This window comes from Sphingomonas sp. ID1715, assembly GCF_013044515.1.
GTDB lineage: Bacteria > Pseudomonadota > Alphaproteobacteria > Sphingomonadales > Sphingomonadaceae > Sphingomonas_B.
Map to the genome: position 1 here is coordinate 711,154 of NZ_JABEPR010000001.1, position 25,329 is coordinate 736,482.

A 25,329-nucleotide genomic window follows, 5' to 3' on the forward strand; every position below is an offset into this window, starting at 1 on the left:
AGTCTCACTTAGCTCAGTAGCCGTTCAACCATTCGGATCGCTTGTTCCAGATCATAGCCCATTTCTCTTGCGAATTGCCTTCGCCATCGAAACGGCCGGACTTGAACCGGGACAGGTGCTTCCGCGACCAGGCCCAATAGGCGATCAGCGCGCGACCAAGCGCAAAGCGCAGCGGCGACCAATGTTTGCGCATCAGGGTCAATCGCGCACGCTGCACATTCATCAGCGCGTTCGTCCGTGAGGAGGTTGAGGCTCCGCCGAGATGCACGAGCGCCGCGTCCGGCGTAATGCCAGGCCGGGCGCCCAGCCGCTTCGCCCGCATGCACAGATCCGATTCCTCGGCATACATGAAAAAGCGGGAGTCGAAGCCGCCAAGCTGCTCCCATAGGGGCGTGTCGATCAGCAGGAAGCAGCCCGCGACGATGTCGACTTCCCGCTCCCGGTCCCGCTGCCAGCCCCCATAATCTTCCCAGCTGACCAGCGGGTTACTGGGAAAGAGGTGCTGGAGCCCCGAGGAGGTCGTAAACAGGCCCCAGAGCGAGATTTCCCGCCAGCAGGATGGCGGATTGAGCGATCCGTCCTTGTGCAGCGTGCGTCCCCCCCAGATGCCGCGAAACGGCTCGCGCTCGGCATAGTCCCAGACCGCATCGAAGGTTCGCTCGAAAACGATCGTATCGGGATTCAGCAGGAGCAGCCGCCGTCCCTTCGCAGAACGCGCGGCGAGGTTGTTGCCGCCGCCGAATCCCAGATTCTCTGCCGACGCCACCAAAGTCGCCTGCGGAAAAGCCGCGGCGATCGCTTCGGCGGAGCCGTCCTTCGACGCATTGTCCACCACGATTACCTCGTAAGGAACCGAGGGCGGATGGCGGTAGAGACTGTCGAGGCATTCGAGTGTGATCTGGCGCGTGTTGTAACTCACGACCAGAATCGACAGCTCGGGCTTGGCTAAGCTCACGTCGGGCACCTCGAAGAAATCGACATCACTTGCGCGCCAGCAGGTGGAACACCGTCACCGGCAGGTCGGTGTCGGGCAGCTGCCTGAACTTGGAGGCGATATTCAGGTCCGAGATGTCGACCCGCGCCACTACCGTGGAGTCCACCGAAAAGCCGGCGGCGGCGTACATCCCGGTCCACTCGCTCATCTGCAGGCGATTGATGTACTGCACGTCGTTGGCGAAAAACAGGTTCCAGGACTTGTCGCCATAACGCAGATAGTTCTTGTTGTTCACCGCCTTGTCGTAGATGCAAAGATGATCCGACGGGACGACCTGGTGCGAGCACACACCACCAGTCTTCAACATCCGGTAGTGCTGGGTTAGCATGTCGGGGACTGCGGATGCGGGCACATGCTCCAGCACGTCGCTGCTAAAGATCACGTCCAGCGTGCCGTCCGGAACCGATGAATAGGCTTCGTCGACGCCGATCACATAGTCGAAGCCAAGCAGGTCATAGACTTCCGGAAAGCTCTGGCATTGGATGACCCTGGAGAGGGTCTCGCGCGCCCGCTCCTTCTGCTGCTCCGTGCGCTTCGTCTCGTCCAACTTGGCGAGGAGCTCGGTTGCGAACCGGTGAAAGCCGCCGAACTGGCGATTGTCCCAGACGTCCATCAGCTTGGCTTCCACCTCGTAGAAGCTACGGACGAACAGGGCCTCCCAATGTGCCCAGCCAGTACCGATCTCCATGACCTTCATCCCGTCCCGGATGCCGCCAGCGGCCTCCAGCCGGCTGAGATTGTCATCGGCGCGGCTGAGATAATGGGACGGAAGACCCTGGGTCCGCGCGCGTCCGCCGACCCGATTGCCGATGGCTCTATAGAGGCGCTTGGTCGTACCGTTGATCGAAAACGCCCGCAGCGCTTGCGCGGCCATGATGTAACGAAGCATTGAAATCACCCGAGGTTCGTCGCGTCACCTACACTAGGCAAATGTTACGTCAAAGTCGTTAACCCTGACCGTAGCGCAGCGCCAAGCACCGCCCAAGCCTGGATGTTTTCTGGCCGCTTGCAACCCGTTCCGTCGTTTCATCGCATGATGTCCGCCATCGGTCGCTAAGTCGTTACGGACCTGTTTACCATTAGGGTTTCGGTTACTCGCTGGGGCGCTATGCGGACCCCGCTTTCACGAGCGGGGACATTTGCATGCCACGATTTTTCGCGGGCCGCGTCGAGCGGTTCGACGTCTCAATGCCGCACGTCTGGCGCGAAGCGACCGAAGAGGTCGTCGTCACGCCGACCTCTGCGCAGCGCGCCGTCTTCACCATTGATGCGGTCAGCAATGACACCGATTATCTCGCCGGCAAAACCTGGGGCCTGTACGGCGACAAGACGACGCCGGTGAATGTCTATGGCAGCCAGGCGGGCGAAGCCTGGGCGGCCGGTTACGTCGGCTCGATGAAGGTCGCGGTCGGCGTGATCGACAGCGGCGTCGATTACACCCATGCCGATCTTTATTCGAACATCTGGCTGAACCAGGGCGAGATCCCGTTCGCGATGCGCAGCTTGCTGGTGGACACCGACAAGGACGCCATCATCACCTTCCGCGATTTGAACTCGCCGCTGAACGGCGGCTTCGTGACCGACCTCAATGGAAACGGTCGGATCGACGGCGGCGACTTGCTGAAGGATACGCGCTGGGCGAACGGCATCGACGAAGCCGGCAATGGCTATGTCGACGATCTGATCGGCTGGGACTTCGCTAATGATGACAATGACCCGCTCGACGATCAGGGCCATGGCACGCATGTCGCCGGCACGATCGCGGCCCGTGGAGGCGACGGGATCGGCATAGCGGGCGTCGCCTGGAACACCCAGATCGTCGCGCTGAAGTTCATGGACGCGACGGGCAACGGCTATTCGGACGATGCCGCCCGCGCGATCGACTATTTCACCGCGGCCAAGAGCAGCAATTACGGCATCGACTTCGCTGCCACCAACAACAGCTGGGGCGGCGGTGGCTACACTCAACAGCTGCAGGACGCGATCACCCGCGCCGCCAAGGCAGACATCCTTTACGTGGCGGCAGCCGGCAACAGCGCGTCGAACAACGATGCTGCGGCCTATTACCCCGCCAACTACTCGACGAAAGCGAGCGCCGGCTATGACAACGTCATCTCGGTCGCTGCAATCGCCTCGAACGGCGCCCTTGCGAGCTTTTCCAGTTATGGCGCGGCAACCGTCGATCTCGGCGCGCCCGGCGCGGGAATCTATTCGACGCTGAAGGGCGGCGGCTGGGGCTATATGAGCGGCACGTCGATGGCGACGCCGCACGTGGCGGGCGCGATTGCGCTCTTCTCGGCTGCGCACCCGACCTACACGGCGGCGCAGATCCGGGCCGAGCTGCTCTCGTCGACCATCGCCACGCCGTCTTTGACGGGCAAGACGGTGACGGGCGGGCGGCTGGATGTCGCCGCGTTCGTCGACACGGGTGCTCCGGCGCCTGCACCGACGCCGACGCCGACGCCCTCCCCGACTCCGACGCCGCAGGTTCTGTACGGGACTGCGGCGCCCTGGGAGACGATCCGCGGCACGGCGGCCAACGAAATCATCCATGGCGTCGCCCAGACCGGGTCGAATCCCGGCAAGGGAACGCGCGACTATCTGTACGGCGGCGGCGGCGCGGACCTGTTCGTGCTCGGCGACGCCCGCGGTCTCTTCTACGACGACGACCTCGCCGGCTCAGCGGGACGTGCCGACCATGCGCTGATCCGGGACTTCGGTGCGGACGACAAGATCCAGCTCGTCGGTGCGCTCTCCGACTACATTCTCAACCCGGAGACGATCAACGGCGTACTCGGCACCAGCATCATCCGCGACGACAACCGTAACGGGAAATATGACTCGACCGACGAATATGTCGCCCATGTCTCCGGCTCGAGCGCTGCGTTGAACCTGACGGCGGCGGCATTCACCTTTGTCGGCAGCAGTCCCGCGCCGGCCCCGACGCCCACGCCGGCGCCCTCTCCAACGCTGTACGGGTCTGCAGCTGCCTGGGAGACGATCCGCGGTACCGCGTCCAACGAGGTCATCTCTGGTGTCGCCCAGAACGGCGCCGATCCCGGCAAGGCGACACGCGATTATCTTTATGGCGGCGGCGGCGCGGACGTGTTCGTGCTCGGCGATGCTCGTGGTCTCTTCTACGATGACGACCTCGCCGGCTCGGCGGGACGTGCCGACCACGCGCTCATCCTGGACTTCGGCGCGGGCGACAGGATCCAGCTGGTGGGTGCGCTCTCCGACTACATCCTGAACCCTGAGACGATCAACGGCGTGCTCGGTACCAGCATCATCCGTGACGACAACCGCAACGGGAAATTCGACTCCACCGACGAATATGTGGCTCATGTCTCGGGCTCCGCCGCCGCGCTGAACTTGACGCCTGACTTCTTCCTATTCGTCTGAAACTGGGGCAGGAAATGGACCGAAATCGCTCAGTCTTAACGACGTAATCACCTTTTCAATTCGCCCCGGCTGAGGCATTGGCGAACCCGATGAGCCTCCGATCGGAGTTGCGAATCGGCAGCTGGCGCAACGGGGGGCGCGGTCGTTGGACGAAGAGTATCTGGTGCGCCGACGATCGCTGTTTTCGCTCGATCGCGAGACATGGGATACGTTCGCGATTAGGTCCGGTGCGGCCTACACCGCCTCGTACCGATGGCTGGTCAGCCGCTGGCTGAAGGGGATCGGGCGCAAGCGGGTGCGCCTCTTGGAGATCTCGCTGCGGCGCCCGCAGGGCGACGAGAAGATCGCCCAGTGCGCCCTCGAGTCGGGGGCCGGTGAGCACAGCTTCGTCGACGGACTTCAAATCCTGCCCGAATATCAGCAACTCTGGCCGGAGATCATGGCTGCAGTGCTGGCGGACGTCGGGGCCGGCCGTTTCCGCTATGGCGGCACCTGGAACATCGAGCCCCCTCGACATGAAGAGGCGGCGAAGATCCGGGGCGTGACCGTCGGCGACGCTCGCGACTTCTTCATCCAGCTCGTCGAGCTCAGCCGCTGGCCGTCCTGGGACCGGTATTGGGCGAAGGTGAGCGACAGCGTCCGCTACGAGTCCAAATATGCGCCGGAGCGCGTGCCGGGATTGCGTCTCGTCAAATATGCAGGCATGAAGATGCTGGCGGCGCTGCCGAGCTTCGCATCGCTGCAGGGAAGCAGTTACAGCCGCAAGGGCATCAACTTCAGCCAGGGTCGCGAGTTGGCGCGCTACGCCTATTACGGCCTGATCTGCGCCGACATGAAGGAACTGATCCTGGCGCACGCCGATGCAGGGGTCCTCGCTGGCTTTTTTGGCGCTCAATTCGGGCGCGACTTGTTCTACATCCATGGCGGCCAGCGGGCCGGCAATGGCGGTGCCAACTGGTTCCTCCTAAAGGAGATGACCCGTCTCGCGTACGACCGCGACCCGAATAGCCGCTTCGTAATGGGCAATTTCGATCCCAAAGTCCACGACGAGAGCGCAGGCGGCGGCCTGCTGCGCGCGCGCAAGGCGCTCAGAACGAGCGATGTGCCGACCTCGATGTTTACCTTCACCTATGCACCGGCAGCGCGCTGACCCGGTTCACTTCGTTCCTCGCATTTCGGACGGTGCGCACGGTCGCGAGGCTTAGCGAGCGTTGAACAGCGCTCGCGCCAGCGCAACCCGGATGTCCTCGACGCCATAGGGCTTCGTTACGGTCGGCGCGTGCGCGAAGCGCGACGGATGCTCGCTGTCGCCATAGCCTGTCGCAAAGATGAAGGGGATGTTGCGCGCGGCCAGTGCATCGGCGACCGGATAGCTACGCTCTCCGGCGATGTTCACGTCGAGAATCGCCGCATCGCACTGATGCTGCCTGAGCATGTCGAGCGCCTCCGCGACCCGGAAGGCGGTGCCGCAGACGCGGCCGCCGATCGTCTCGACAATATCTTCGAGGGCGAAGCCGATCACGGGCTCGTCCTCGAGGATCAGCACCGCCCGGCCCTCAAGCATTCGCTTGGCCCTCGCCGAGCGGTGCCGAAAGCTCGAACCGCAGGCCGGACGGAGCGAAGACCAGCCGCGCCACGCCGCCCAGCTCGGCCGCTAGCCCCCGTTCGATCATCCGGCTGCCGAAGCCGCGGCTGACCGGCTCCTGCACCGGCGGCCCGCCCTGCTCGATCCAGCTGAGATGAAGCTGCGGCGGCTCCCCCGCGACACTCCAGCGGATGCGTACGTGTCCGACCTCGTTCGACAGGGCACCATATTTGACAGCGTTGGTGCACAGCTCGTGAATCGCCATGGCGACCGAGACGGCGGTCTGCGGCCTAAGGCTGACGGCCGGACCTTCCATCACGACGCGTGCTGCCCGGCTTCCAAGCGCCGCCTGCACTGAGGTCTCGACGATCCGATTCAGGTCGGTCTGTTCCCAGCTTTGCCGTGTGAGCAGGCTGTGCGCGGCTGCAAGCGCCGCCAGCCGCGCCTCGAACGCTGCACGGCACGCGTCGACGGGCCGCCCGTCGCGAAAGCTTTGCTGGGCCAGCGCCTGGACGATCGCGAGCGTATTCTTCACGCGATGGTTGAGTTCGCCGACGAGCAGCTTCTGATGCTGTTCAGCACGCTTGCGCTCGGTGATGTCGATGAAGGCGCCGACGGCGCCCTGCACACTGCCGTCGTGCCGCCGCAAGGGGACGGCGTTGCCAAGCAGAAAGATCGAACGGCCGTCGGCAAGCTCCACCCGTTCCTCGTGCATCCACGATTCCTCGCCGCGGGCGGCGCGCTGCACGGGAAGTTCGTGTGGCGCGAGCTCGCGATCCTCGGCATCGAACACGCGGAAGGTCGGCGCGAGTGTGCTGCTCTTCGATAGGTTGGTGCCGCGCTCCACCCGCATCATGCGATAGGCGGCGGCGTTTCCTTCGATCGTCTCGCAGCTCGGGTCGGTGGCAATCAGGATGGCGGCCGGCGCAGCGTCGAGCACCGCCGCGAAGCGGTCGCGGCTGGCGCGCAGCTCCGCCTCCACCCGCTTGAGCGGCGTGATGTCCTGGACGAGCGCATACATGCCCAGCACCGTGCCGTCGGCGCCGATATGGGGCAGGTGCAAGATCGTCGTGTCGCGCGGACCGTCCCGGTGCGGGAAAACCGACTCATAGTGCACGGTTTCCCCCGCCAGCGCCCGCTCTACCCAGGGCTGGCGTTCGCGGTACATGTCGGGCGGCATGACTTCGGAGAGAGGACGGTCGAGCAGTTCTTCGAGCGTGCGGCCGAACCATTCCTCATAGGTTCGGTTGAGAAAGCGGAAGCGCTGCTCTCGATCCACATATGAGATCAGAACCGGCAGCGCGTTGGTGATGTCGCGCAACCGCTCTTCGTTGGCGTCGCGCTCGCCGGCTGCCCGCTCGAGCGCTGTACCGACTGCGTCGACTTCTGGAATCCCGGTCGGCCGGAACGCCGCGCCACCACGCGCGGCGAACCGGTTCGCCGCCATCGAGAGGCTGGTGATTGCATTGGACAGCCGACTGCCGAGGAACAGCGCCAGGGCCAGAGCCAGCAGGACGAGCAGGCCGGCAACCGCCAGCCCGGAACGAAGCAGCGAGCCGCGATAGGTCACCAGCTGCTCGCGCGGCACGGCGACGACAAAGCTGTAGCCCGATGCCGAGCGGCTGAACGACGCAACCGTCGGAATGCCTTCCAGCGAAACGCTCTCCTTCACCCCCTCGCCGCTGCGGGCGAGCGCCTCGCGCAGGTCCGCCGTCGCCGGTCCGCCGACGAAACGCTCCGGCGCGGCGCTGCGCCACACGACGATGCCGCTGCTGTCGATGATCGTCGCGAACCTTGAGCGGGGGATGCGCTGCCGGTCGATGATCGCCTGCAGGAAGGACGGCTTGAAGATGACCGACAAATGGTACTTCGCGCGCCCGTTCCCCATCACGGGAACGTCCACGCACAGAATCTGCGGAGTGACGATACCGCGCGTCAGATCGCAGATATGCGTGCGGCCCCGATCGAGCGCACGAAATGCTTTGGTCGGTGGGTAGCCGGTGCGCAGCTGTCCACCGGCGGGCAAGCGCGTGTTGACGAACTGCCGTCCCCGGCGGTCGCCGACCACGATCCACGCGTCGGGTCCCGACAGCAACGCGCGCGCGCGCCGATCGAACGCGGCAAAATCTTCGCGCTGCAGTGCTTCGTCGCCCTCGAGCGCCTTCAGCATGGATTCAAACTGGCGCAACTGGCCTTCGACAACCTGCGACAGAGCCCGCGTGGTGTCGAGCAGCTGTAGCTCGGCCCGTTGTCGCGCGAGCAGGTTGATCTCCCGCACCACGTAACCGGCGGCCGCCAGGGTCAAGAGCAGCAGCAGCCCGGTTGCGAGCACAAAGCGTTGCCGTAACCAACCCACTGAGAAACCCCCTCAAGCCTGCTCCTAAACATGTTTTCGCGGGCGGCAATCGCCCCCGTTTTGATCCCGTGCTGCGAATGGCCTAGAGCGGTGGCATGTCCACGACCTACACTATCGACACGGCGACCAGTCGCGCCAACCCGACGCCGGCGCCGATGAAGCGACTGACGGTGCCGGCGGTGCGCGCACGCAAGGGCGGCGAGCCGCTCGTCATGCTCACCGCCTATACGGTGCGGATGGCTCAGCTGCTCGACCCGCATTGCGACATATTGCTGGTCGGCGACAGCCTGGGCCAGGTGATCTACGGCCTGCCCTCCACTCTGCCGGTCAGCCTGGACATGATGTGCGCGCACGGCGCGGCGGTGGTGCGCGGCAGCTACCATGCGCTGGTGGTGATCGATATGCCTTTCGGGAGCTATGAGGCCGCGCCCGAACTTGCCTTCGAGAGCGCCGCGCGCGTGATGAAGGAAACCGGCGCCGCCGGCGTGAAGATGGAAGGCGGCGAGGCGATGGCGGAAACGGTCGCCTTCCTATCCGCGCGGGGCATTCCGGTGATGGGGCATGTCGGCCTGACGCCCCAATCGGTCAACGCGCTCGGCGGCTATGGCGCGCGAGGCCGCACCAATGCCGAACATGTCCGCATCCTCGATGACGCCCGTGCGATCGCCGAAGCCGGCGCCTTTGCCATCGTCGCCGAAGGAGTGGTCGAGCCGCTCGCGCGGGAAATCTCCGCCGCCGTGTCCTGCCCGGTGATCGGCATCGGCGCATCGGCGGATTGCGACGGCCAGGTGCTGGTCGCGGAGGACATGCTCGGCCTGTTCGAGCGCACGCCGCGGTTCGTGAAGCGCTATGCCGACATGGCGACGGTCGTGAGCGAGGCGGCGGCGGCCTATGCGTCCGATGTGCGATCGCGCGCTTTCCCCGGGCCGGAGCAGGTCTACGCGCCCAAGTAGCCGCTTCCGTTCTGTTGAGGCCGCCGCTAAGGTCCGCCGCCATCACCCCCAGGAGATCGAAGTTTGGCACGTACGCCGCAGACCAATGAAGCGTTCCTGCGCGAAGTCGATGAGGAACTGCGGCGCGACCAACTGGCAAGGCTCTGGAAAAGCTGGGGCCGGCTGCTGATCGTCGTCATCGCGGTGGGCCTAGTCCTGTTCGGCGGCTGGCTGTGGTGGCGCGACCATCAGGCCAAGCAAGCCGGTGCGGAAGGCGAGCGACTGAACGCTGCGATCGAGCAGCTGTCGCGCAATCAGGTCGATCCCGCCCTGCCCGCGCTCAAGGGGCTCGCTGCTTCCGACCGCCCCGGCTATCGCGCCGCCGCCCAGCTCGCTTCGGCGTCGATCGCCGCGCAAAAAGGCGACATCCAGACGGCGGTCGACACCTATGCCGGCGTGGCCAAGGACGAGAAAGTCGGCCAGCCCTTTCGCGACCTGGCGCTGATCCGCCAGACCACGACGCAGTTCGACACGCTGCCGCCCGATCAGGTGATCCAGCGCATGCGTCCGCTCGCGCAAAAGGGGCAGCCTTGGTTCGGCAGTGCCGGCGAGTTGCTCGCGGTCGCTCAGCTCAAGGCCGGGCGCTCGGCCGAAGCGGGCGCGACCTTTGCCGCCCTCGCAGCCGATCCGGCGGTGCCCTCCTCCATTCGTTCACGCAGCGCTCAGATGGCCAGCGTACTCGGCCTCGACATGTCCGCCGCTCCTGCCCCGAGTCTTGCCCGATGATCCGTAATGTTCGCGCTTCCCTGCTCCTCGCGGCGCTGCTCGCCGCCTCCGGCTGTGGGGTGTTCAAGGCGTCCAAGCCCAAGACTCCGGTGCTCGGCCAGCGCGTGCCGATCCTGGTCAGCGAAACCGGCGCCGAAGTCGATCCCGCGCTCGCCGCAATTGACGTGCTGCTGCCGCCCGTCGTCGTCAACGATGCCTGGGCGCAGACCGGCGGAAATGCCGCCCATGCGATGGGCCATCTCGGGCTCGGCGCTTCCCCGACCCGGGCCTGGGAAGCGAAGATCGCCGGCTCGAGCACACGCGCACGGCTCGCTGCAGGCCCGGTGGTAGCCGGCGGCCGCGTCTATGCTGTGGACACGGATGCGCAGCTCCATGCCTTCGACGCAGCGACGGGACGGGAAGTCTGGGCGGCGTTCGTCGGCGATTCGGCGGATAACGATCGCGGCAGCGGCGCCAAGCGCAACGCCCGCTCGCTGTTCGGTGGCGGCGTCAGCGTCGAAGGCGACCGGCTGTTCGCGACCAACGGCTTGGGCGATGTGGTCGCTTTCAACGCCGCCGACGGCGCCGTCGTGTGGCGCAAGCGTCCGGGGGGGCCATTGCGGGGGGCGCCGACGCTGTCCAACGGCAATCTCTACGTGGTGAGCCAGGACAATCAGCTGTACGCGCTCCGTCAGAGCGACGGCAATGTGGAGTGGACCGAAGCCGGCACGCTGGAAGTCTCCGGCGTGTTTGGCGTCGCGGCCCCCGCGGCCGCCCAAGGCACGGTCGTCGCCGGCTTCTCGTCGGGCGAGCTGACGGCCTATCGCTATGAAAATGGCCGACCGGTCTGGCAGGACGCCTTGTCGCGGACGAGCATCTCGACCTCGGTCGGCACCATCTCCGACATCGATGCCGATCCGGTGGTGGATCAGGGCCGCGTGTTTGCGATCGGATCGGGCGGGCGCATGGTCGCGCTCGAACTCGTCACCGGCCAGCGCGTCTGGGAAATCAACGCCGGCGGCATCTCGACGCCTTGGATTGCCGGCGAGTGGCTGTTCGCCGTCACCGACGATGCGCGGCTGCTCGCGGTCGCGCGCTCCAACGGCCGCGTCCGCTGGGCGACGCAGCTCAAGCGCTGGCGCAATGCCAAGAGCAAGAAGGGGCCGGTCAGCTGGGTCGGTCCGGTGCTCGCCGGAAATCGCCTGATCACGGTCAGCAGCGAAGGCGACATCGTCTATGTCACGCCCGGCACCGGCGCGGTCGAAGCGACGGTCGATTATGGCCGCCCCGTCAGCCTCGCTCCCGCCGTCGCCAGCAACACGTTGTTCCTGCTCGACGACCAGGGGCGGCTGACCGCCTGGCGCTGATGCCGAGCCTTACCGAATCCTTCGTCCATCTCGGTCTCGGCGCCACCGCCGAATCCGAGCCGCCCTTCACGGGAATCGAATGGTATGAGGATTATGTCGCGCGCCACGCGTCTGACGGGGCGGAAGGACGGCTGGTTTCCCAATACAGTTTTTCGGAAAGCTGGGACTCATGGGAAATGCACCCGCACGGCGCCGAGCTGGTGATCTGCACTGCGGGCTCGATCACGCTGATCCAGGAACTTGAGGGCAGGCCCGCGCACGTCACGCTCAAACCCGGTGATTATGCGATCAATCCGCCGGGCGTGTGGCACACGGCCGACATTGCGCCCGGCGAGACCGCGACTGCGATCTTCATCACGCCCGGTCTCGGCACCGAACACCGGTCGCGCTGACACGAAAAAGGGCCGCCGCTCCGATGAGGAGCGACGGCCCTTTCCCTTGCCGAATGGCTTACTTGGTTTCGGCGTTCGCCGCGGCGGCGGTGTTGTCCGCCGCATTGTCGACCGCATTCGCGCCGTTCGCGGCGGCATTGCCGGTCGCGTCGGCCGCGTTGTCCATCGAGTTGCCGGCGGCGTCGAGGGCGTTATCGACGCTGTTCACGCCCGCTTCCGCGGTGTTCGAGACGTCGGTCGCAACGGCATTGGCCGCTTCACCGGTCTCGTTCTGCGCCTTTTCGGAGCAGGCGGCGAGGCCGAACGCGGCGACGGCAACGAGCGACAGAGCAATCTTCTTCATTCAGGTCTCTCCTGTTTAGGCCGCGGCTCTCTAGCGACGCGGCGATGACGGAGCAAGCGGCTCAACGGCAGTTCGACTCCTCCCCGGCGAGCAGGTCGAGGCACTTGCCGTCGATTTCTGCCGGGGGGACGGCGAGCCCGATCAGCGATGCCAGCGTCGGCAAGATGTCGACCGTCTCCACGCCAAGCGGCTGTTCGAACCCCTGCACGCCCTTCCACCAGAACAGCATCGGCACGCGCCGATCATAGTCCCAGAAGCTGCCATGGGTGGTCACATAGCCGCGGGTCGGGTCGGTGACCGGATTGACCCGCTCCTTGGTGACGATGATCAAGTCGCCCGATCGCCCTGGCAGATAGGAAGCGCGTGCGCGCTCCGCCAGCGACCAGATTTCGGGCGGGCGGGTCGGCTGCGGCATAGCCGCAATGTCAGCGCCGACCAGCACATCCTCGACCTGCGGCGACTGGCGGAGCAGCGCCACCGCGCGTTGCAGCACCTTGGCGCGGCGCTTCTTCGGCACCGTGCGCTCGACGAACACATCCGCTCCCTGCCCGAGCAGCACCGGACCCTTGACCTTCACCTCGCGCCCGATCTGTTCACCGACCGCCTTGACATCGAGCCGCCCGTCGAGCCGCTGCGCGTCTGGCGCGGCCTGGATGCGGCTGCGTTCCGGCAGGTCCAGCCCGCCATGATCCGCGGTCAAGGCGACGACATAATCGACGCCGCTGCGATCGAGCTTGTCGAACAGCGCACCGAGTTCCCGGTCCAGCGCGAGCAGCTGGATGCACATCTCCACGCCCTGCGGACCATAAGTGTGGCCGACATAGTCGGTGGCCGATTCGCCGATCGCGATGATATCCGTCGCCTGGGCGCGGCCGAGTTGCATCGAGTCGATCAGACCCCAGGCGAGTGCGAGGTTGGCGGCATCCGCCTCCGGAGAAGCGCGGAAGCGGGTCGCATCGCCGGCCTCGCGTGCGAAGTGGCCCGTTCCGACGGACTTGCCTCCACCGATAGGTATTGCCCGGTCGCGCGACTGGCACATGGCGGGGACCGGCATCGCCTCGCGTGGCTTGGCCAGCTGCGCGGCGAGGCTGGCGCGGAACGGCGCCACCGCAGGGTCCGCGGGCGGCTGCCCGGCCATGGTCACATAGTCGTTGCCGTTCCACCACCAGAGCTGATCGACCTTGTGACCGCCCATCATCACCGCGGCCCGGTCCTTGGTCGAGACGGAGACGACGCGCGTCGCGGGATCCGCAGCCTTCATCCGTTCGCCGAGTGTCGGCACCAGCAGATGCTTGGCCGAGACGGTGTAGTTGCGCGAGCTGGAGCCCGGCAGCGTCTCGTCCTCGGCGCAGTAGATGATCTTGTCTTCCCGCGCGGCGTTCTGGTCCAGCCAGTCATTGGCGACGATGCCGGTACGATAGGGCCGGCTGCCGGTCAGGATAGTCGAATGGCCGGGGCAGGTCTCGGTCGCGGCATGGCTCTGATAGCCCGATGGGAAGACCACGCCTTCGGAAAGGCGGCGAAATCCACCGGTGAAATGCTGGCGATACTCGGCGAACAGGTCGGCCGAGAATTGGTCGATGGACAGCACCACGATCAGCTTGGGACGCGGCGGCTGGGCGGGCGCGGCCGCAGCCAGCAGGCCAAGGCTCAGAAGGGCGGCAAGGCGGCGGATCACAGAAACTCCTTGGGGCAAAGCGCCTCGCCCGGATAGGAGAAGCGCGATGCAGGCGAAACAGAAATTGCTGGTGTTGCTCTGTGCGCTCGCGGCGTTGATGCTCCCCGCGCAGGCAGGGGCGCAGCCGGCGACGCAGCACATCCGCCCGCGGCTGGTCGCGGAGAGCATGACACCGGCGCCGGGCCAGACGGTTACGCTCGCGCTAGTGATGACGCCCGAGGCGGGCTGGCACGGCTATTGGCAGAATCCGGGCGACGCCGGGGTTCCGGCAAGCATCAAGTGGCAATTGCCGGCGGGGATTTCGGTCGGTGCGTTCCAGCACCCGGTGCCGACCACGCTGTTGATCGCCGGTCTGATGAACTATGTCTATGAGCGCGAATATGCGCTGTTGGCGCCGCTCACGGTACCGAGGGACGCGGCACCGGGGACCAGGCTCCGAATCTCGGGCGATGCCGAATGGCTGGCCTGCACCGACTCGATCTGCGTGCCGGAGCGTGGGCCGGTTGCGCTGGAACTGACCGTCCGCAGCGGCTCGGTCGAACCCGCCACTCGTACCCGCTTCGACACATGGCGCGCGGCGCTGCCTCGCCCGCTCGGCAGCCAGGCGCACTTCGAAATTGTCGGCGACAGGCTGCGGATCGCCATTCCCCTCCCCGCCTCCGTACCGGTCGTTCGGCCCTATTTCTTTCCCGCCACGCAGGGGGCCCTCGATTATGCCGCGCCCCAGTCGGTGAGCCGATCGGGCGATACGCTGATCGTCGAGACGGCCGCCAAAGCGAAGCTAGGCCGCCTGGAGGGCGTGTTGCGGCTGGACGAGAAGACGGGCTTGGCGCTGGCCGCGGTTCCGGGTGCGGTTCCGCCACCCGGTGAGCCGATCGGCGATGAGGCTCGTTCGTTCGACTGGACGACCGCGCTCACCGCCCTCGCCGGTGCCATCCTGGGCGGACTGCTGCTGAACGTGATGCCCTGCGTCTTCCCGATCCTGAGCCTCAAGGCTCTCGGGCTGGCGCGCGCCGGTATCGACGAGCGGGAGGCGCGACGGGAGGCATTGGCCTATACCGCAGGCGTGATCCTGACCTGTCTGGCGCTGGGGGTCGCGCTGCTGGCGCTGCGGGCGTCCGGCGCGGCGGTGGGCTGGGCATTCCAGCTGCAGGACCCGCGCGTGATCGGGCTGTTGCTGCTGCTGGTCGTCGGCGTTGCCTTGAACCTTGCCGGCGTGTTCGAGCTGCGCGGCACGGGAGCCGGCGGTGCGATGGCAGCGCGGGGCGGCGTGAGCGGTGCGTTCTGGACGGGAGCACTCGCGGCCTTCGTCGCGACGCCGTGCACCGGGCCGTTCATGGCGGCCGCCTTGGGCGCGGCGCTGGTCCTTCCTGCAGCCGCAGCTCTCACGGTGTTCGCAGGGCTGGGCCTCGGCCTCGCCCTGCCCTTCCTCGCCGTCGGTTTCGTCCCGGAACTCAGGCGCCGGCTGCCCAAGCCGGGCAGCTGGATGGAGACGCTGCGCCGGCTGCTGTCGGTGCCGATGTTCCTCACCGCACTGGGCCTTGCGTGGATCCTGGGGCGGCAGGCGGGCGTGAATGGGATGAGCGTCGGGCTCGGTGCGGCGCTGCTGCTCGCGCTTGCCTTGTGGTGGGCGGGCGTTCGGCAGGCGGGGGGCAAGGCGATTCTGCCAGCGCTGCCCGCCGCCGCCATCGCCGGCGCGCTGGTACTGACTCTCGCGCCCGTCGCGACCCCGGCCGAAGCCGGCGGCCTGCTCAAGGCGCAACCGTTCAGCGAAGCGGCGCTGCAGAAGGCGCGCACTGACGGCCGTCCGGTCTTCGCCTATTTCACCGCCGACTGGTGCCTGACCTGCAAGGCGAACGAAAAGACCGCGATCGAGCGGGACGAGACGGCCAAGGCCTTTGCCGCCCGCAATGTCGCGGTACTGGTCGGCGACTGGACCAACGGCGACCCTGCGATCGGTCGGTTCCTCGAGCAGCAAGGCCGGTCGGGCGTACCGCTCTACCTCTATTATCCGGCCGGCGCGCCGGAACCGCGGGCGCTCCCCCAGTTGCTGACGACCTCAATGCTGGTGGAGCTCGTCTCTTAGCTCTTCGGCATGGGGGTAGGCGCCGGCGTGGGGGCAGGCTCGTCGATCGTTTGCGGAATGACAAGCGGCGATGGCCCGGTCTCCGGCGTCGGCGAAGCTTCGAGAGGCTGCGCGCAAAAATCGACGACGCGCCGGATGGCGACGCCCCCCGTCAGGGTGAGCGGCGCCGCGCCCGCACCGGTCACGACGATCTCGCTTTGCCCATGCGCCATTGCCGTGATGACTGCGTCCGCAATGCCAATTCGTGCCTGCACGCGATCATTGTCGACGGTGCGGGTGCCGAGGCTGGTGGTCACGCCCGCGGCAGACAGGGTGATGGTGCCGCCCGATCCCGGTCGCTCCACGACGATCTGCTGCGCGCCGCGATCGCAGCGCAGCGCGAAGGCGGCGGGCTGGTCGGCGGAGCCGTAGAAGGCGGCGCCATTCACGACCCGCCAGGCCATCGGCGCGCCGACGCCCTGCAGCGCGGCCGAGCTGTTGTTGCCGATCTCGGTCACGCCGGTCACCTTCACGTCGCCGCTGCGCTCGCTGCGGTTGGTCACGGTGCCAGCGTCGCATGCCGGTAGCGCGAGCAGCAGCAGGATCGCGCTATTTCGCGACATAGACGCGCTCTCCCCCGACCCAGGTCTCCAGCACCTTGGTGGTGCGCAGCTGCGCAGGCGTGCTCTCCAGCGGATCGGCATCGACCAGCAGGAAGTCAGCGCGATAGCCCGGCTGGAGCATACCGATCCGGTCATCGGCGAAGCCGGCATAGGCCGCCCCGGTGGTAAAGCCGGCAAGCGCGACTTCACGGCTCACTCGCTCCTGCGGCTGCCAGCCGCCAAAAGGCTGGCCGCTCGGATCCTCGCGCGTGATTGCCGCCGCCATGCCAGAGAACGGATTCGGCGATTCGACCGGCACGTCCGATCCGAAGGCGAGCTTGCCGCCGGCACGAAGGATCGACTGCCAGGCATAGGCGCCGGCAAGGCGGTTCGGCCCCAGCCGCGCCTCGGCCATGCGCCAGTCCGATGTCTCATGAACCGGTTGCATCGACGCGATGATACCGTTGCGCCCCAGCCGCGGGATATCGGCCGGATCGACGATCTGCACATGCTCGATCCGCCACCTGCGATCATCCTTATAGGAAGGCGCGATCTCTTCGATGGCGGAAAGTGCCTGGGCATTGGCGCGGTCGCCGATCGCGTGAACGGCAACCTGGAACTTGTCCATCGCGGCCCGGACCATCAGGTTGCGAATCTTGGCATCGTCCATGAAGCCCAGGCCGGTTTCCTTGGGCGCGTCGGCATAAGGCTGCTTCAGCCAGGCGCCGCGCGAGCCGAGCGCGCCATCGGCGTAGAGCTTGATGCCGACCATCCGCAGCCGGTCATCGTACAGCCACGGCGTCGGCCCCGCCCCCGCCACCTGCAGCACCGGCTCGATCCCGGCGGCATAGGAAATGATGCGCACCTTGAGCACGCCAGCATCGCCCGCGCGGCGAAACACGTTCCAATCGTCGACCGAGGTGCCCATGTCGGCAATGGCGGTGATGCCATCCTGCAGCAGGATCGCCTGCGCCTTGGACAGGGCGATGTCGCGCTCGCGCGGCTGGACCGGGGGCACCACCCGTTGCACCAGCTCCGATGCCGCATCGACGAACACGCCGGCCGGCGCTCCGCTGGGCAGCTTCTCGATTCGCCCACCGGCGGGTGACGGCGTCTGCGGGGTCACCTTGGCGGCACGGATGGCGGCGGAGTTGGCCCAGCCGGCATGCCCGTCGACACGCTCCAGCCAGACCGGCCGATCCGCAACCACGGCGTCGATGTCGGCCGCCGTCGGAAAGCGGCCGAGCCCCCAGACTTCCTGGTTCCAGCCGGCGCCGATGATCCAGCTGCGGTCGGGATTGGCCTTGGCATAGGCGGCGATCATCGCCTGCGCTTCGGCAAGGGAGCGGGCCGCGGTCAGGTCCAGGGACATGGCTTTCAACCCCAGCGCCATGACATGGCCGTGCCCATCGATCATTCCGGGCAGCATGACGCGCCCCTTGCCGTCGTGACGGAAGTCGAGGCCGCGATCGGGCCGCTTGTCGCCGCGGCCAAGCAGCCTCTTCACCTTCCCGTCGCTGCCGATCAGCAGCCCGGTAAACCGTTCGACCTGGCCGGCCTTGTTCAGCGTCAGCCCGTTCACATTGTCGATCAGCGCATCCGCATGCGCCGGTGCGGCCGCGAGCAGCAGCAGCGATCCGATGGATGGAAGATAATGGCGTGCGAGGGGGAAACGTAAGGGGCGTGGCTTCGCGGCAGCAATCATCCCCGCAGCATAGCTGCAAGTCCGCCGAAGTGGACAGTGTTTTGCTAAGCGCCCGGCGCCGCCCTGATCCGATGCAGCGCGTGCGCGAGCGCGACCATGTCCGCCTGCAGCAAAGGGTCGATCCCTGGCACTTGGCCGATAGCCGCCGCCAGCCGGTCGGCACGCGAACACAGTTCCCCGATAGCCACTGTCGCGGCGCCAACATCTCCATCTGGAGCGCCGGTGGGAGCAGGCTGGGCGGCGCCCTTGCCGCTGATCACATCGGCCACGACGACGGGGTGCTCAAAGCGCAGGCCACAGCGTTTGGCCTCGCTCCAGACGATGCCGGCAGCGACGCGATGCGGGCCGCGAATCAGTAGCGCGCGCGTACCCATGGGGGGTGGTGATTCGATCGCGAGCAACGCACCGCCCTCCGACAGGTCCCGAACCTGGCACCGGCGCGAAAGGCCCGCCCATTGCAAATCGGCGCCGAGGAAAGTGTTCGCACGCGGCAATCGGGCAGGCAGAGCGTTACGCGCAAATGGTGCTCCGGACCCGGGTTCACCATTGTCGAACTGCCCATGATTGACGAACGTCATGCCCTCGCCTCACCAACTCGCTAATAAACAAAGATATTCTGCACTCGCTTGGTGCAGGTCGTCATGCTCTTCCGATGCGGGATAATGTCGCGAGTCTACTATCCGGTTAAAGAAAATATGCTGATATCGGCTCGTTTTCGGCCAATGAAGGTCTGGTCCGCCGCAACTGAAGCCATGCAAGCGTCACGGGCGATACAAGACGTTAACCAACTTGTGCCATGCCACCCCGGAAGACTTTGGGGGTCAAGGCACGATGGACGCCACCTATGGCAGCGACTTTCGCGACGCACATGACGAGTTACTAACGGCCGAAGACCTGGGTGCCGACAGTGGTGGCCGGGAACGGCGCATGCATGTCCGCGCCTATGATTATTGGATGTCGCTGCGCAGAGGGCGGCCCTGTCCCTCTATCCACGAACTGGAGCCGGATCGGATTGCCGACTTCGGCCCGAACAGCGTGTTGCTCGACTTTAGTCGCTCGGTCACCAACCCGAGCGTAACCTTTATTGGCCGTGCGCTGCGCGAGGAATGCGGCATCCTGTACGGCATCCGCAGCGTCGCCGACGTTCCCGAAGGGTCCTTGCTGTCGCGATTGACTCAAGAATGCGGACGGGTGCTCGAGCGCAAGACGCCGATCAGTTTCGAAAACGACGTGCTCAATCGCCAGGGTGAGCCGGTAAGTTTCCGCGGGGTGCTGATGCCGCTGTCGTCCGACGGTCAGGCGATCGACTTCGTCTACGGTGTGATCAACTGGAAGGCTGGAGCTTCGGCCGTCATTCAAGCACCGCCTGAAGCTGTCGTCGAGCAACAGCCGGAGCCGGCGCCGGCAGAGGGCGAGCTGATCGATTGGCTGGCGCGCGCACGGGCGCGTGTCGAGCGGGCGCTCAAGGCCGCCAACGACGCACGAAGCGCTCTTCATGCCGCGCTCGGCCTCGCTTATGCCTTTGCGCTGCTGGCTGAAACCCGGGCCGGAGAGTTCATCGATCTGCTCGCCAAGGCAGGGCTGAAGCATCAGCCGCGCACGCCAATGACGTCGGTGGTGAAGCTCGTCTTCGGCGCCAGCATCGAGCGGGCGCGCCTCAGCCAATATGCGGCGGTGCTCAGCCATGCGCGCCACCTCGACCTTGGGTGCGACGATCTGCCGGCGTGGCTGGACGGGGTCGAGGGCGGCATCAACGGTGTCGTCAAGGCCGAACGTGCCCGACGCGCGCCAGCGGTCAAACCTGATCCTGCCGCTCGCGCCCGCGCCCTGCTGCGCGACGCTTCGCCCGAAGCGTCGATCGACTATGACGGCTGCGAGGACGAGTTCGTCCTGCTCGTCGCACGACGTCTGGCCCAGGGCCGCTTCGGCATCCTCAGGGCATTGACGGAACAGGCCTTGGTGAACCGGGCACTGCGCGCGTCGGCGCGCTGACCGGGGCTAGCTGTTGGTCGCGGTCAGCAGCCCGTAGAAAATGCCGCCCGAAGTTGCCGCAATCCCGTAGAGGAGCGGCAGCCGCAGCAGCGCTCCGGCGCGGCCGAGCCGATAGGCATCGCGCATTTGCGCATACATGTGCCACAATGCGTAGAGCATCAGTACCAGGATCAGCACGCCCGAGACGAGGCCCAGCCCCGAGCCGACCGTGTAGACCGAGAAGAGCAGCGACATGAACGAGATCGAATAAGTCACGAAAGTCGCGTGATCGTAAAGGCCATAGTCGCGGCGCCAGGCAAAGAGCAGCCACACCAGCGGCGTGGAGATCAGGATCAGCGCCCAGCTGAACTTATAGGCATTGGCCTTCAGCCGATAGGCGACGAACTCCTTGTCGGTCTCGATCTTCTCCATGATCGAGCGGCCGCCCGCCGCCTCCTCAGGAGCCTTGCCGACATCCTTGGCAATGGCGCTCGCCGCCGCAAGCTCATGCCGGTCGTCACGGGCATTCTTCAGCCGATCCTGCAGCCTGGCGCGCCGATTGGGCGTCAGGTCCGCAGAGCGTAGCTCTGCTTCGATCTCGGATATCCGCGAGTCCAGCTTGGCGACCTGCTTCTGCATGGCGCGGGCGCTCTCTTGCGCACTGGCGGCGGTGTCCTTGTGGGCGCCAAAGATCGAATAGGTCGCGTACATCAGAAGGGCGCTGAACAGGAACAGCGCGAAGGGCGAGACGAACTTCGCCCGTTCGCCCGCGATGTAGCGTCGGGTGAGGATGCCGGGGCGAAAGGCGAGCTCGGGCAGGGTCCGCCAGATCTTGCCGTCGAAGTGCAGCACGCCGTGCATCAGCTCGTGCCACACCGCGCCGAAGCTGCGGTGGATGTGCGCGGATTGCCCGCAGGCGGCGCAATAAGGGCCAGTCAGCGCCTCCCCGCAGTTGAGGCAGGCGCCGTGATGCGCGTGCGACCCACGGCCATGCCCCGGCTCGACCGCCGCCGCCAGCATCGCGCCGGTGACGATATCCCCGGCATCACCAATCCCGTCCATGGCGCACAGCTAGCACCGGCTCGAAAGCTCGGCCAGTCGCCGCTAGCGTTGCAGCGGTAAGCCGCGCTTATTGCTCAACGTCCCCCGAAGAGCTCGGACTGGCTCATCGGGCCCGATCACGAAATCCTTCATTGCTTCGGCGTCGAACCACGTCGCATCGCTACCAGCTCTCGTTCGTCGTGGGAGCAGAAGATGGTGACGTTCGCGTGTGGATCATTCTTCAGATCGCGAAGCCGTTCCTGGTTTTCGAAACGACGCTTCCGGTCGGTATCCATCAGCGTTTGGTAGAAGCGCAGTCCGGGCGTACACCGCCGCCGGTCTGCATCCAGTTCGCGCCGATAGAAATAGGCGTCGCCAGCGTTTAGCACCCATCCGTCGCCGGTCTGAACGGCCACACCGGCATGACCCAATGTATGCCCCGGCAGTGGGACCATCAGGATCTCGGGCGGCAACCCATCAAGCGATCGCACGCTGTCGAACCCGAACCAAGGCTCCCCGCTTCCGCTATAGGTTCGCCAGTCCCGAACATCGTCCCACTGCACCGGCCGGTAGCGCCGCCTGGCGATGAACCCGCGTCGCTTCTTCTCGGCGGCGTTCCGTTCCGCCTCCATCACGTGCACACGGGCGTGCGGGAAGTCCTCGATCCCACCGGCATGATCGAAATCCAGGTGGGTGAGCACGATATGGCGCACGTCGCGAGCGGAATATCCCATGGCCTTGATCTGGCTGAGCGCTGTGTCCTGCATGCGGAAGCGGATGTTGAGCAGGAGGTGAAAGAAGCGGCTTAAACGCGGATGCGGATGCTGGACGTCCTCCGTCCCATATCCCGTGTCGATCAGCACCAACCCGTCATTGGTCTCCACGAGCTGCGCCGCGCACGGGATGAGACCGAACAGTCCCTTGCTGAAGCCATCAAAAAGGGCTCCCCCGAGCGGACAGTCAGTGCCGCACCTCAGATAGTGTATGCGCATGGGCGGCCAACCAGCCGTCCCATGCCAACGTTCCGGCCGGCGCCGGAAAACCATGTTAACCCCGATCAGTCAGGGTCCTACGCAGCGGCGCGCCCGTGAGCGGCCGATCAAGGACGATGGCATCCAAAGAGCGCGAACGCCGCCCGTCACAAAGAAGGGGCACTCCGGCGGGATGATAGGTCAGGCGGCAGCGAAGATCGGATTGGCCACGCGCCGGCTACGGCGCAGTGCCGCCCCTGCTACTCCAAAGCCACCGATCATCAGCGCCCAGGTCGCCGGTTCCGGGACCGGAGCAACGGCGGCGCTCGCCGACTCGCGGAACAGCGGGCGACCGTTCGCCCACATCTTAAGCGATTTGAGGTCGAAGCTGCCGGCATAGCCCATGCCTTGATAGAGGCTGTAGCCGAACTCGCCGATCTGGAAGTCATAGCCCTTTACGCGCAGATCGCCGGCACCGGGCGCATCGTCGGTGGTCAGGGCAAAGTCCTTGAGCGGGTCTTCGGGCGAACCGAAGGCGAGCGGCACGAGGCCGTCGAGAAAGTCGCCGCGCGACGTCCAGCGATGACCCGCCAGGTCAAAGCTGATCTGGTCGGTCATCATCGTGGCAAGAAGGCTGCCGGCCGCGAACGCCGCCGGGCCGCCACTTTCATCGGACTTGGCGAAGCTGAACCGCGCGGTGATCGTGTCGCCGATCTTGATGTCCGCCGGCACATTCGGGTCGGTGAATGCGGTCAGATAGCTGGATGTCACCGTGCCGCTGATTTCGCCGACATAGGTGACCGCGCCCGCGGATACGCTGGTTCCCAACAGCGCCAGCGCCAAAATCATCTTACGCATAAACAACCCCCAAAGACTGGTGAGTCGCTGATACGGACGAGCCGGCGCCGAAAGAAGGCTAATAGAGGGTTAACTCGGCAAAACGCTATTTGGGCAGGCGCCGGACGAGCGCGCTGGTGTCCTGCCGGCCCGCACCCATCGCCTGCACGTCGGCATAGAATTGGTCGATCAGGCTTGCGACCGGAAGGGTTGCGCCGTTTGTCCGCGCCTCGTCGATCGCCAGCCCCAGGTCCTTGCGCATCCAGTCGATGGCAAAGCCGAAATCGAACTCGCCGCGCGCCATGCTGTGCCATCGATTGAGCATCTGCCAGCTCGCCGCCGCGCCGCCGGAGATCGCCTCGAACACCTTGTCGGTGTCGAGATCGGCGTGCTGGGCAAAGCGCAGCGCTTCGCTCACCCCCTGCAGGGCGCCAGCGATGGCGATCTGATTGCACATCTTGGTGGTCTGGCCGGCGCCGGCCGGGCCGATATGGGTGATGCGGCCGGCATAGGCCTCCATCAACGGCCAGGCGACCTGCAGTGCCTTGTCCCGGCCGCCGCACATGATCGACAGCGTGCCGTTCTCGGCACCCACTTGGCCACCCGACACGGGCGCGTCCACGCAATGGATGTCGCGCTCCTTGCCTTCGACAGCGAGCTGGCGCGCGATCTTCGCGGACACCGTGGTGTGGTCGATGAACACGCTGCCCGGCCGCATCGAGCGGAACGCGCCTTCGCGGCCCAGCGTCACTTCCGCCAGATCGTCGTCATTGCCGACGCAGGTGATCACGGCATCCTGATCGCGCGCGGCCTCGACCGGGCTCTCCGCCACACGTCCACCATGGGCCGCCACCCAAGCCCGGGCCTTGGCCCCAGTGCGGTTGTAGATAGTCAGCTCGTGACCTTTGGCGGCGAGGTGGCGCGCCATCGGGCCGCCCATTACGCCGATACCGATGAATGCGATACGGGACATGCCAGCGTGCTTAGAGACCATGCCCGCGCCTGTCAGCCCCGCCACCGTTCGGCCGCGATCATTTGCGCGGTGCCGGCCCGGCGAAGGTCACCACGCTTTCCTGGCCACCTGACGACAGCGCGGACACACCGAAGAAATGGTGGTCGATGTTGACGTCCCTGAGCAGCAGCGAGCTCTGGTGGCCGGTAACGTCGCGGCTGTCGGTCCAGTCCGCCTTGTCGGCCCGCCGCCAGCGGATCCGGTAGCCGCTCGCCCCAGCCACCGGCGACCAGCCGACCGTGGTGTCGGCGCTGAGCGCCCCTGAAATGGTCACGCTGTCCGGCGCAGCGGGCGCGGTCGCCAATTCCCGGATCACGGCCATGTTCAACGCCGTGACGCGGGCGAGATAGGGAAAGTCGACGAACTGGATCGTGTCGCCGTAGAATTTCCCGTTCTCGGTCCTGAGCGTCTGATGCTGGTGATCGTAGTTCTCGGTCACCTCGCTAAAGCGCACCGCGGCGGAAATGCCTTCGTTCAGGAATGCAGTGTGGTCTCCGCCACGCTGATAACGGTCGGGCCGGCCTACGGCGATGACCTGTACTCCGCCCTCCTGTTCGGCAACCCGGCGGATCGCCCTGGCCAGCGCCCTGGACGGCGAGTCCTGCTCGCCACCATTGGCGCGTTGCGCCTTGACCGCATCCAGATCGGCGGCAGCCTGAATGCCTTCGCTGAACACCCGCACATTGCGGTCGTCGCGCGCGCCGCCCACGCCGGTCGTGTTGCCGACAATATCGTTGTTGAGCACGGCGGCGACCCGCTAGCCGCGCTGCTTCGCCGTCCGGGCGAGCAGCTGCCCGCCCCACAGACCCTGCTCCTCGCCCGACAAGGCAGCGTAGATGATTGTGGCCGGGAACCTCTCCTTTGACAGGATGCGTGCCGCTTCCATCACCAGCGCGACACCGGACGCATCGTCGTTCGCGCCGGGAGCATCGGAGGTGGCGTCCATCACGTCGGAGACGCGGCTATCGATATGCCCCTGAACAATGATCACCCGCTCCGGATCGGACGTGCCGCGCTGGATGGCGAGCACGTCCTCGACTCGCACGCCGTTAGGCGCGCGCGGCCCGGTGAACAGGTCGCCGACCGTTTCGACCTGCAAGCAGCCCCCGCATGCCTTGCCGAACTGCGCGAAGCGGCCGGCGGTCCAGCGTCGTGCGGCGCCGATGCCGCGCTTGGGATCGGTCGCCGAAGAGAGCGTATGCCGCGTGCCGAATCCAACCAGCTTCTCGATGGTCGCGCGCAGCTGTGCGGGGTCGGGCTGGGCAGCGGCGGCAGCGGCCAAGGCAATGAAATCGAACACGATCGAACTCC

General features: G+C 66.1%; 21 protein-coding genes and 1 pseudogene. 8 read left to right on the plus strand and 14 right to left on the minus strand.

What is annotated here, in order from left to right; all coding sequences use genetic code 11:
- Window positions 1-13: 13 nt before the first annotated feature.
- Entirely contained in the window at window positions 14-955 is a 942-nt protein-coding gene (locus HJG53_RS03395; protein ID WP_171127752.1) for a glycosyltransferase family 2 protein, read from the minus strand.
- Between the two features lie 25 nt (window positions 956-980).
- Window positions 981-1,883, minus strand: a complete 903-nt coding sequence (locus tag HJG53_RS03400) for a cyclopropane-fatty-acyl-phospholipid synthase family protein (protein ID WP_171127753.1) — start codon at window positions 1,881-1,883, stop codon at window positions 981-983.
- 254 nt (window positions 1,884-2,137) lie between these two features.
- Here HJG53_RS03400 and HJG53_RS03405 point away from each other — a divergent pair, with 254 nt between their 5' ends.
- Both HJG53_RS03405 and HJG53_RS03410 read left to right on the plus strand, forming a co-directional pair.
- Window positions 2,138-4,396, plus strand: coding sequence for a S8 family peptidase (locus tag HJG53_RS03405; protein WP_171127754.1), 2,259 nt, complete (start codon window positions 2,138-2,140; stop codon window positions 4,394-4,396).
- A 163-nt stretch (window positions 4,397-4,559) separates the two neighbouring features.
- Window positions 4,560-5,546: a hypothetical protein gene (locus HJG53_RS03410; RefSeq protein ID WP_171127755.1), complete on the plus strand. Its 987-nt coding sequence runs from the start codon at window positions 4,560-4,562 to the stop codon at window positions 5,544-5,546.
- 51 nt (window positions 5,547-5,597) lie between these two features.
- Here HJG53_RS03410 and HJG53_RS03415 read toward each other — a convergent pair whose 3' ends face one another.
- Entirely contained in the window at window positions 5,598-5,960 is a 363-nt protein-coding gene (locus HJG53_RS03415; RefSeq protein ID WP_171127756.1) for a response regulator, read from the minus strand.
- Window positions 5,953-8,337 carry a PAS domain S-box protein gene (locus tag HJG53_RS19045; protein WP_171127757.1) on the minus strand — a complete coding sequence of 795 codons (2,385 nt, stop codon included), beginning with the start codon at window positions 8,335-8,337 and terminating at the stop codon, window positions 5,953-5,955. Before HJG53_RS19045 ends, HJG53_RS03415 begins: the two co-directional genes overlap by 8 nt.
- Before the next feature lie 95 nt (window positions 8,338-8,432).
- Between HJG53_RS19045 and panB the strand changes: the two genes are divergently transcribed.
- The 4 genes from panB (at window position 8,433) to HJG53_RS03440 (ending at window position 11,793) form a co-directional block, all read left to right on the plus strand.
- The gene (panB, locus tag HJG53_RS03425) at window positions 8,433-9,290 is read left to right on the plus strand and encodes a 3-methyl-2-oxobutanoate hydroxymethyltransferase (protein WP_171127758.1); all 858 of its coding nucleotides are present in this window, start codon (window positions 8,433-8,435) and stop codon (window positions 9,288-9,290) included.
- A gap of 63 nt (window positions 9,291-9,353) precedes the next feature.
- A complete protein-coding gene (locus HJG53_RS03430) occupies window positions 9,354-10,055 on the plus strand; it encodes a tetratricopeptide repeat protein (RefSeq protein WP_171127759.1) in 702 nt (233 codons plus the stop codon).
- Window positions 10,052-11,401: a PQQ-like beta-propeller repeat protein gene (locus HJG53_RS03435; RefSeq protein WP_171127760.1), complete on the plus strand. Its 1,350-nt coding sequence runs from the start codon at window positions 10,052-10,054 to the stop codon at window positions 11,399-11,401. The genes HJG53_RS03430 and HJG53_RS03435 overlap by 4 nt, the downstream gene beginning before the upstream one ends.
- Window positions 11,401-11,793 (plus strand): cupin domain-containing protein, encoded by a 393-nt coding sequence (locus HJG53_RS03440; RefSeq protein WP_171127761.1) that lies wholly within the window; start codon window positions 11,401-11,403, stop codon window positions 11,791-11,793. The genes HJG53_RS03435 and HJG53_RS03440 overlap by 1 nt, the downstream gene beginning before the upstream one ends.
- Before the next feature lie 58 nt (window positions 11,794-11,851).
- On the opposite strand, the gene HJG53_RS03445 is transcribed toward HJG53_RS03440, so the two are convergent.
- Both HJG53_RS03445 and HJG53_RS03450 read right to left on the minus strand, forming a co-directional pair.
- Window positions 11,852-12,136, minus strand: coding sequence for a hypothetical protein (locus tag HJG53_RS03445; RefSeq protein WP_171127762.1), 285 nt, complete (start codon window positions 12,134-12,136; stop codon window positions 11,852-11,854).
- 61 nt (window positions 12,137-12,197) lie between these two features.
- Window positions 12,198-13,814 carry an alkaline phosphatase family protein gene (locus HJG53_RS03450; RefSeq protein WP_368039493.1) on the minus strand — a complete coding sequence of 539 codons (1,617 nt, stop codon included), beginning with the start codon at window positions 13,812-13,814 and terminating at the stop codon, window positions 12,198-12,200.
- Between the two features lie 97 nt (window positions 13,815-13,911).
- On the opposite strand from HJG53_RS03450, the gene HJG53_RS03455 reads away from it, so the two are divergent.
- On the plus strand, window positions 13,912-15,900 hold the full coding sequence (locus tag HJG53_RS03455; protein WP_254447541.1) for a protein-disulfide reductase DsbD: 1,989 nt from the start codon (window positions 13,912-13,914) through the stop codon (window positions 15,898-15,900).
- Here HJG53_RS03455 and HJG53_RS03460 read toward each other — a convergent pair.
- The 3 genes from HJG53_RS03460 to HJG53_RS03470 are packed head-to-tail and all read right to left on the minus strand — an operon-like array spanning window position 15,897 to window position 18,764.
- Window positions 15,897-16,502: a hypothetical protein gene (locus tag HJG53_RS03460; protein WP_171127765.1), complete on the minus strand. Its 606-nt coding sequence runs from the start codon at window positions 16,500-16,502 to the stop codon at window positions 15,897-15,899. The two genes, HJG53_RS03455 and HJG53_RS03460, sit on opposite strands and share 4 nt — an antisense overlap.
- A complete protein-coding gene (locus HJG53_RS03465; protein WP_171127766.1) occupies window positions 16,489-18,186 on the minus strand; it encodes an amidohydrolase in 1,698 nt (565 codons plus the stop codon). The genes HJG53_RS03460 and HJG53_RS03465 overlap by 14 nt, the downstream gene beginning before the upstream one ends.
- A gap of 44 nt (window positions 18,187-18,230) precedes the next feature.
- Entirely contained in the window at window positions 18,231-18,764 is a 534-nt protein-coding gene (locus HJG53_RS03470; RefSeq protein ID WP_171127767.1) for a PilZ domain-containing protein, read from the minus strand.
- 253 nt (window positions 18,765-19,017) lie between these two features.
- Here HJG53_RS03470 and HJG53_RS03475 point away from each other — a divergent pair, with 253 nt between their 5' ends.
- Window positions 19,018-20,178 (plus strand): PAS domain-containing protein, encoded by a 1,161-nt coding sequence (locus HJG53_RS03475; protein WP_171127768.1) that lies wholly within the window; start codon window positions 19,018-19,020, stop codon window positions 20,176-20,178.
- Between the two features lie 6 nt (window positions 20,179-20,184).
- On the opposite strand, the gene HJG53_RS03480 is transcribed toward HJG53_RS03475, so the two are convergent.
- From HJG53_RS03480 to HJG53_RS03500, 5 genes and pseudogenes are all read right to left on the minus strand, one after another.
- Window positions 20,185-21,219, minus strand: a complete 1,035-nt coding sequence (locus HJG53_RS03480) for a DUF3667 domain-containing protein (protein ID WP_171127769.1) — start codon at window positions 21,217-21,219, stop codon at window positions 20,185-20,187.
- A 128-nt stretch (window positions 21,220-21,347) separates the two neighbouring features.
- The gene (locus HJG53_RS03485) at window positions 21,348-22,244 is read right to left on the minus strand and encodes an MBL fold metallo-hydrolase (RefSeq protein ID WP_368039494.1); all 897 of its coding nucleotides are present in this window, start codon (window positions 22,242-22,244) and stop codon (window positions 21,348-21,350) included.
- Between the two features lie 126 nt (window positions 22,245-22,370).
- Entirely contained in the window at window positions 22,371-23,027 is a 657-nt protein-coding gene (locus HJG53_RS18535) for a PEPxxWA-CTERM sorting domain-containing protein (protein WP_254447485.1), read from the minus strand.
- An 85-nt stretch (window positions 23,028-23,112) separates the two neighbouring features.
- Entirely contained in the window at window positions 23,113-23,979 is an 867-nt protein-coding gene (locus HJG53_RS03495) for an NAD(P)-dependent oxidoreductase (RefSeq protein WP_171127771.1), read from the minus strand.
- Between the two features lie 58 nt (window positions 23,980-24,037).
- A pseudogene (locus HJG53_RS03500) lies at window positions 24,038-25,321 on the minus strand (M28 family metallopeptidase).
- Window positions 25,322-25,329: the final 8 nt, after the last annotated feature.

Coding starts and splice junctions, on each gene's coding strand:
- HJG53_RS03400 (WP_171127753.1), bottom strand. CDS start 1,883: ATGCTTCGTTACATCATGGCCGCGCAAGCGCTGCGGGCGTTTTCGATC.
- HJG53_RS03405 (WP_171127754.1), top strand. CDS start 2,138: ATGCCACGATTTTTCGCGGGCCGCGTCGAGCGGTTCGACGTCTCAATG.
- HJG53_RS03415 (WP_171127756.1), bottom strand. CDS start 5,960: ATGCTTGAGGGCCGGGCGGTGCTGATCCTCGAGGACGAGCCCGTGATC.
- panB (WP_171127758.1), top strand. CDS start 8,433: ATGTCCACGACCTACACTATCGACACGGCGACCAGTCGCGCCAACCCG.
- HJG53_RS03435 (WP_171127760.1), top strand. CDS start 10,052: ATGATCCGTAATGTTCGCGCTTCCCTGCTCCTCGCGGCGCTGCTCGCC.
- HJG53_RS03440 (WP_171127761.1), top strand. CDS start 11,401: ATGCCGAGCCTTACCGAATCCTTCGTCCATCTCGGTCTCGGCGCCACC.
- HJG53_RS03445 (WP_171127762.1), bottom strand. CDS start 12,136: ATGAAGAAGATTGCTCTGTCGCTCGTTGCCGTCGCCGCGTTCGGCCTC.
- HJG53_RS03455 (WP_254447541.1), top strand. CDS start 13,912: ATGCTCCCCGCGCAGGCAGGGGCGCAGCCGGCGACGCAGCACATCCGC.
- HJG53_RS03460 (WP_171127765.1), bottom strand. CDS start 16,502: ATGTCGCGAAATAGCGCGATCCTGCTGCTGCTCGCGCTACCGGCATGC.
- HJG53_RS03465 (WP_171127766.1), bottom strand. CDS start 18,186: ATGATTGCTGCCGCGAAGCCACGCCCCTTACGTTTCCCCCTCGCACGC.
- HJG53_RS03470 (WP_171127767.1), bottom strand. CDS start 18,764: ATGACGTTCGTCAATCATGGGCAGTTCGACAATGGTGAACCCGGGTCC.
- HJG53_RS03475 (WP_171127768.1), top strand. CDS start 19,018: ATGGACGCCACCTATGGCAGCGACTTTCGCGACGCACATGACGAGTTA.
- HJG53_RS03480 (WP_171127769.1), bottom strand. CDS start 21,219: ATGGACGGGATTGGTGATGCCGGGGATATCGTCACCGGCGCGATGCTG.
- HJG53_RS03485 (WP_368039494.1), bottom strand. CDS start 22,244: ATGGTTTTCCGGCGCCGGCCGGAACGTTGGCATGGGACGGCTGGTTGG.
- HJG53_RS18535 (WP_254447485.1), bottom strand. CDS start 23,027: ATGCGTAAGATGATTTTGGCGCTGGCGCTGTTGGGAACCAGCGTATCC.
- HJG53_RS03495 (WP_171127771.1), bottom strand. CDS start 23,979: ATGTCCCGTATCGCATTCATCGGTATCGGCGTAATGGGCGGCCCGATG.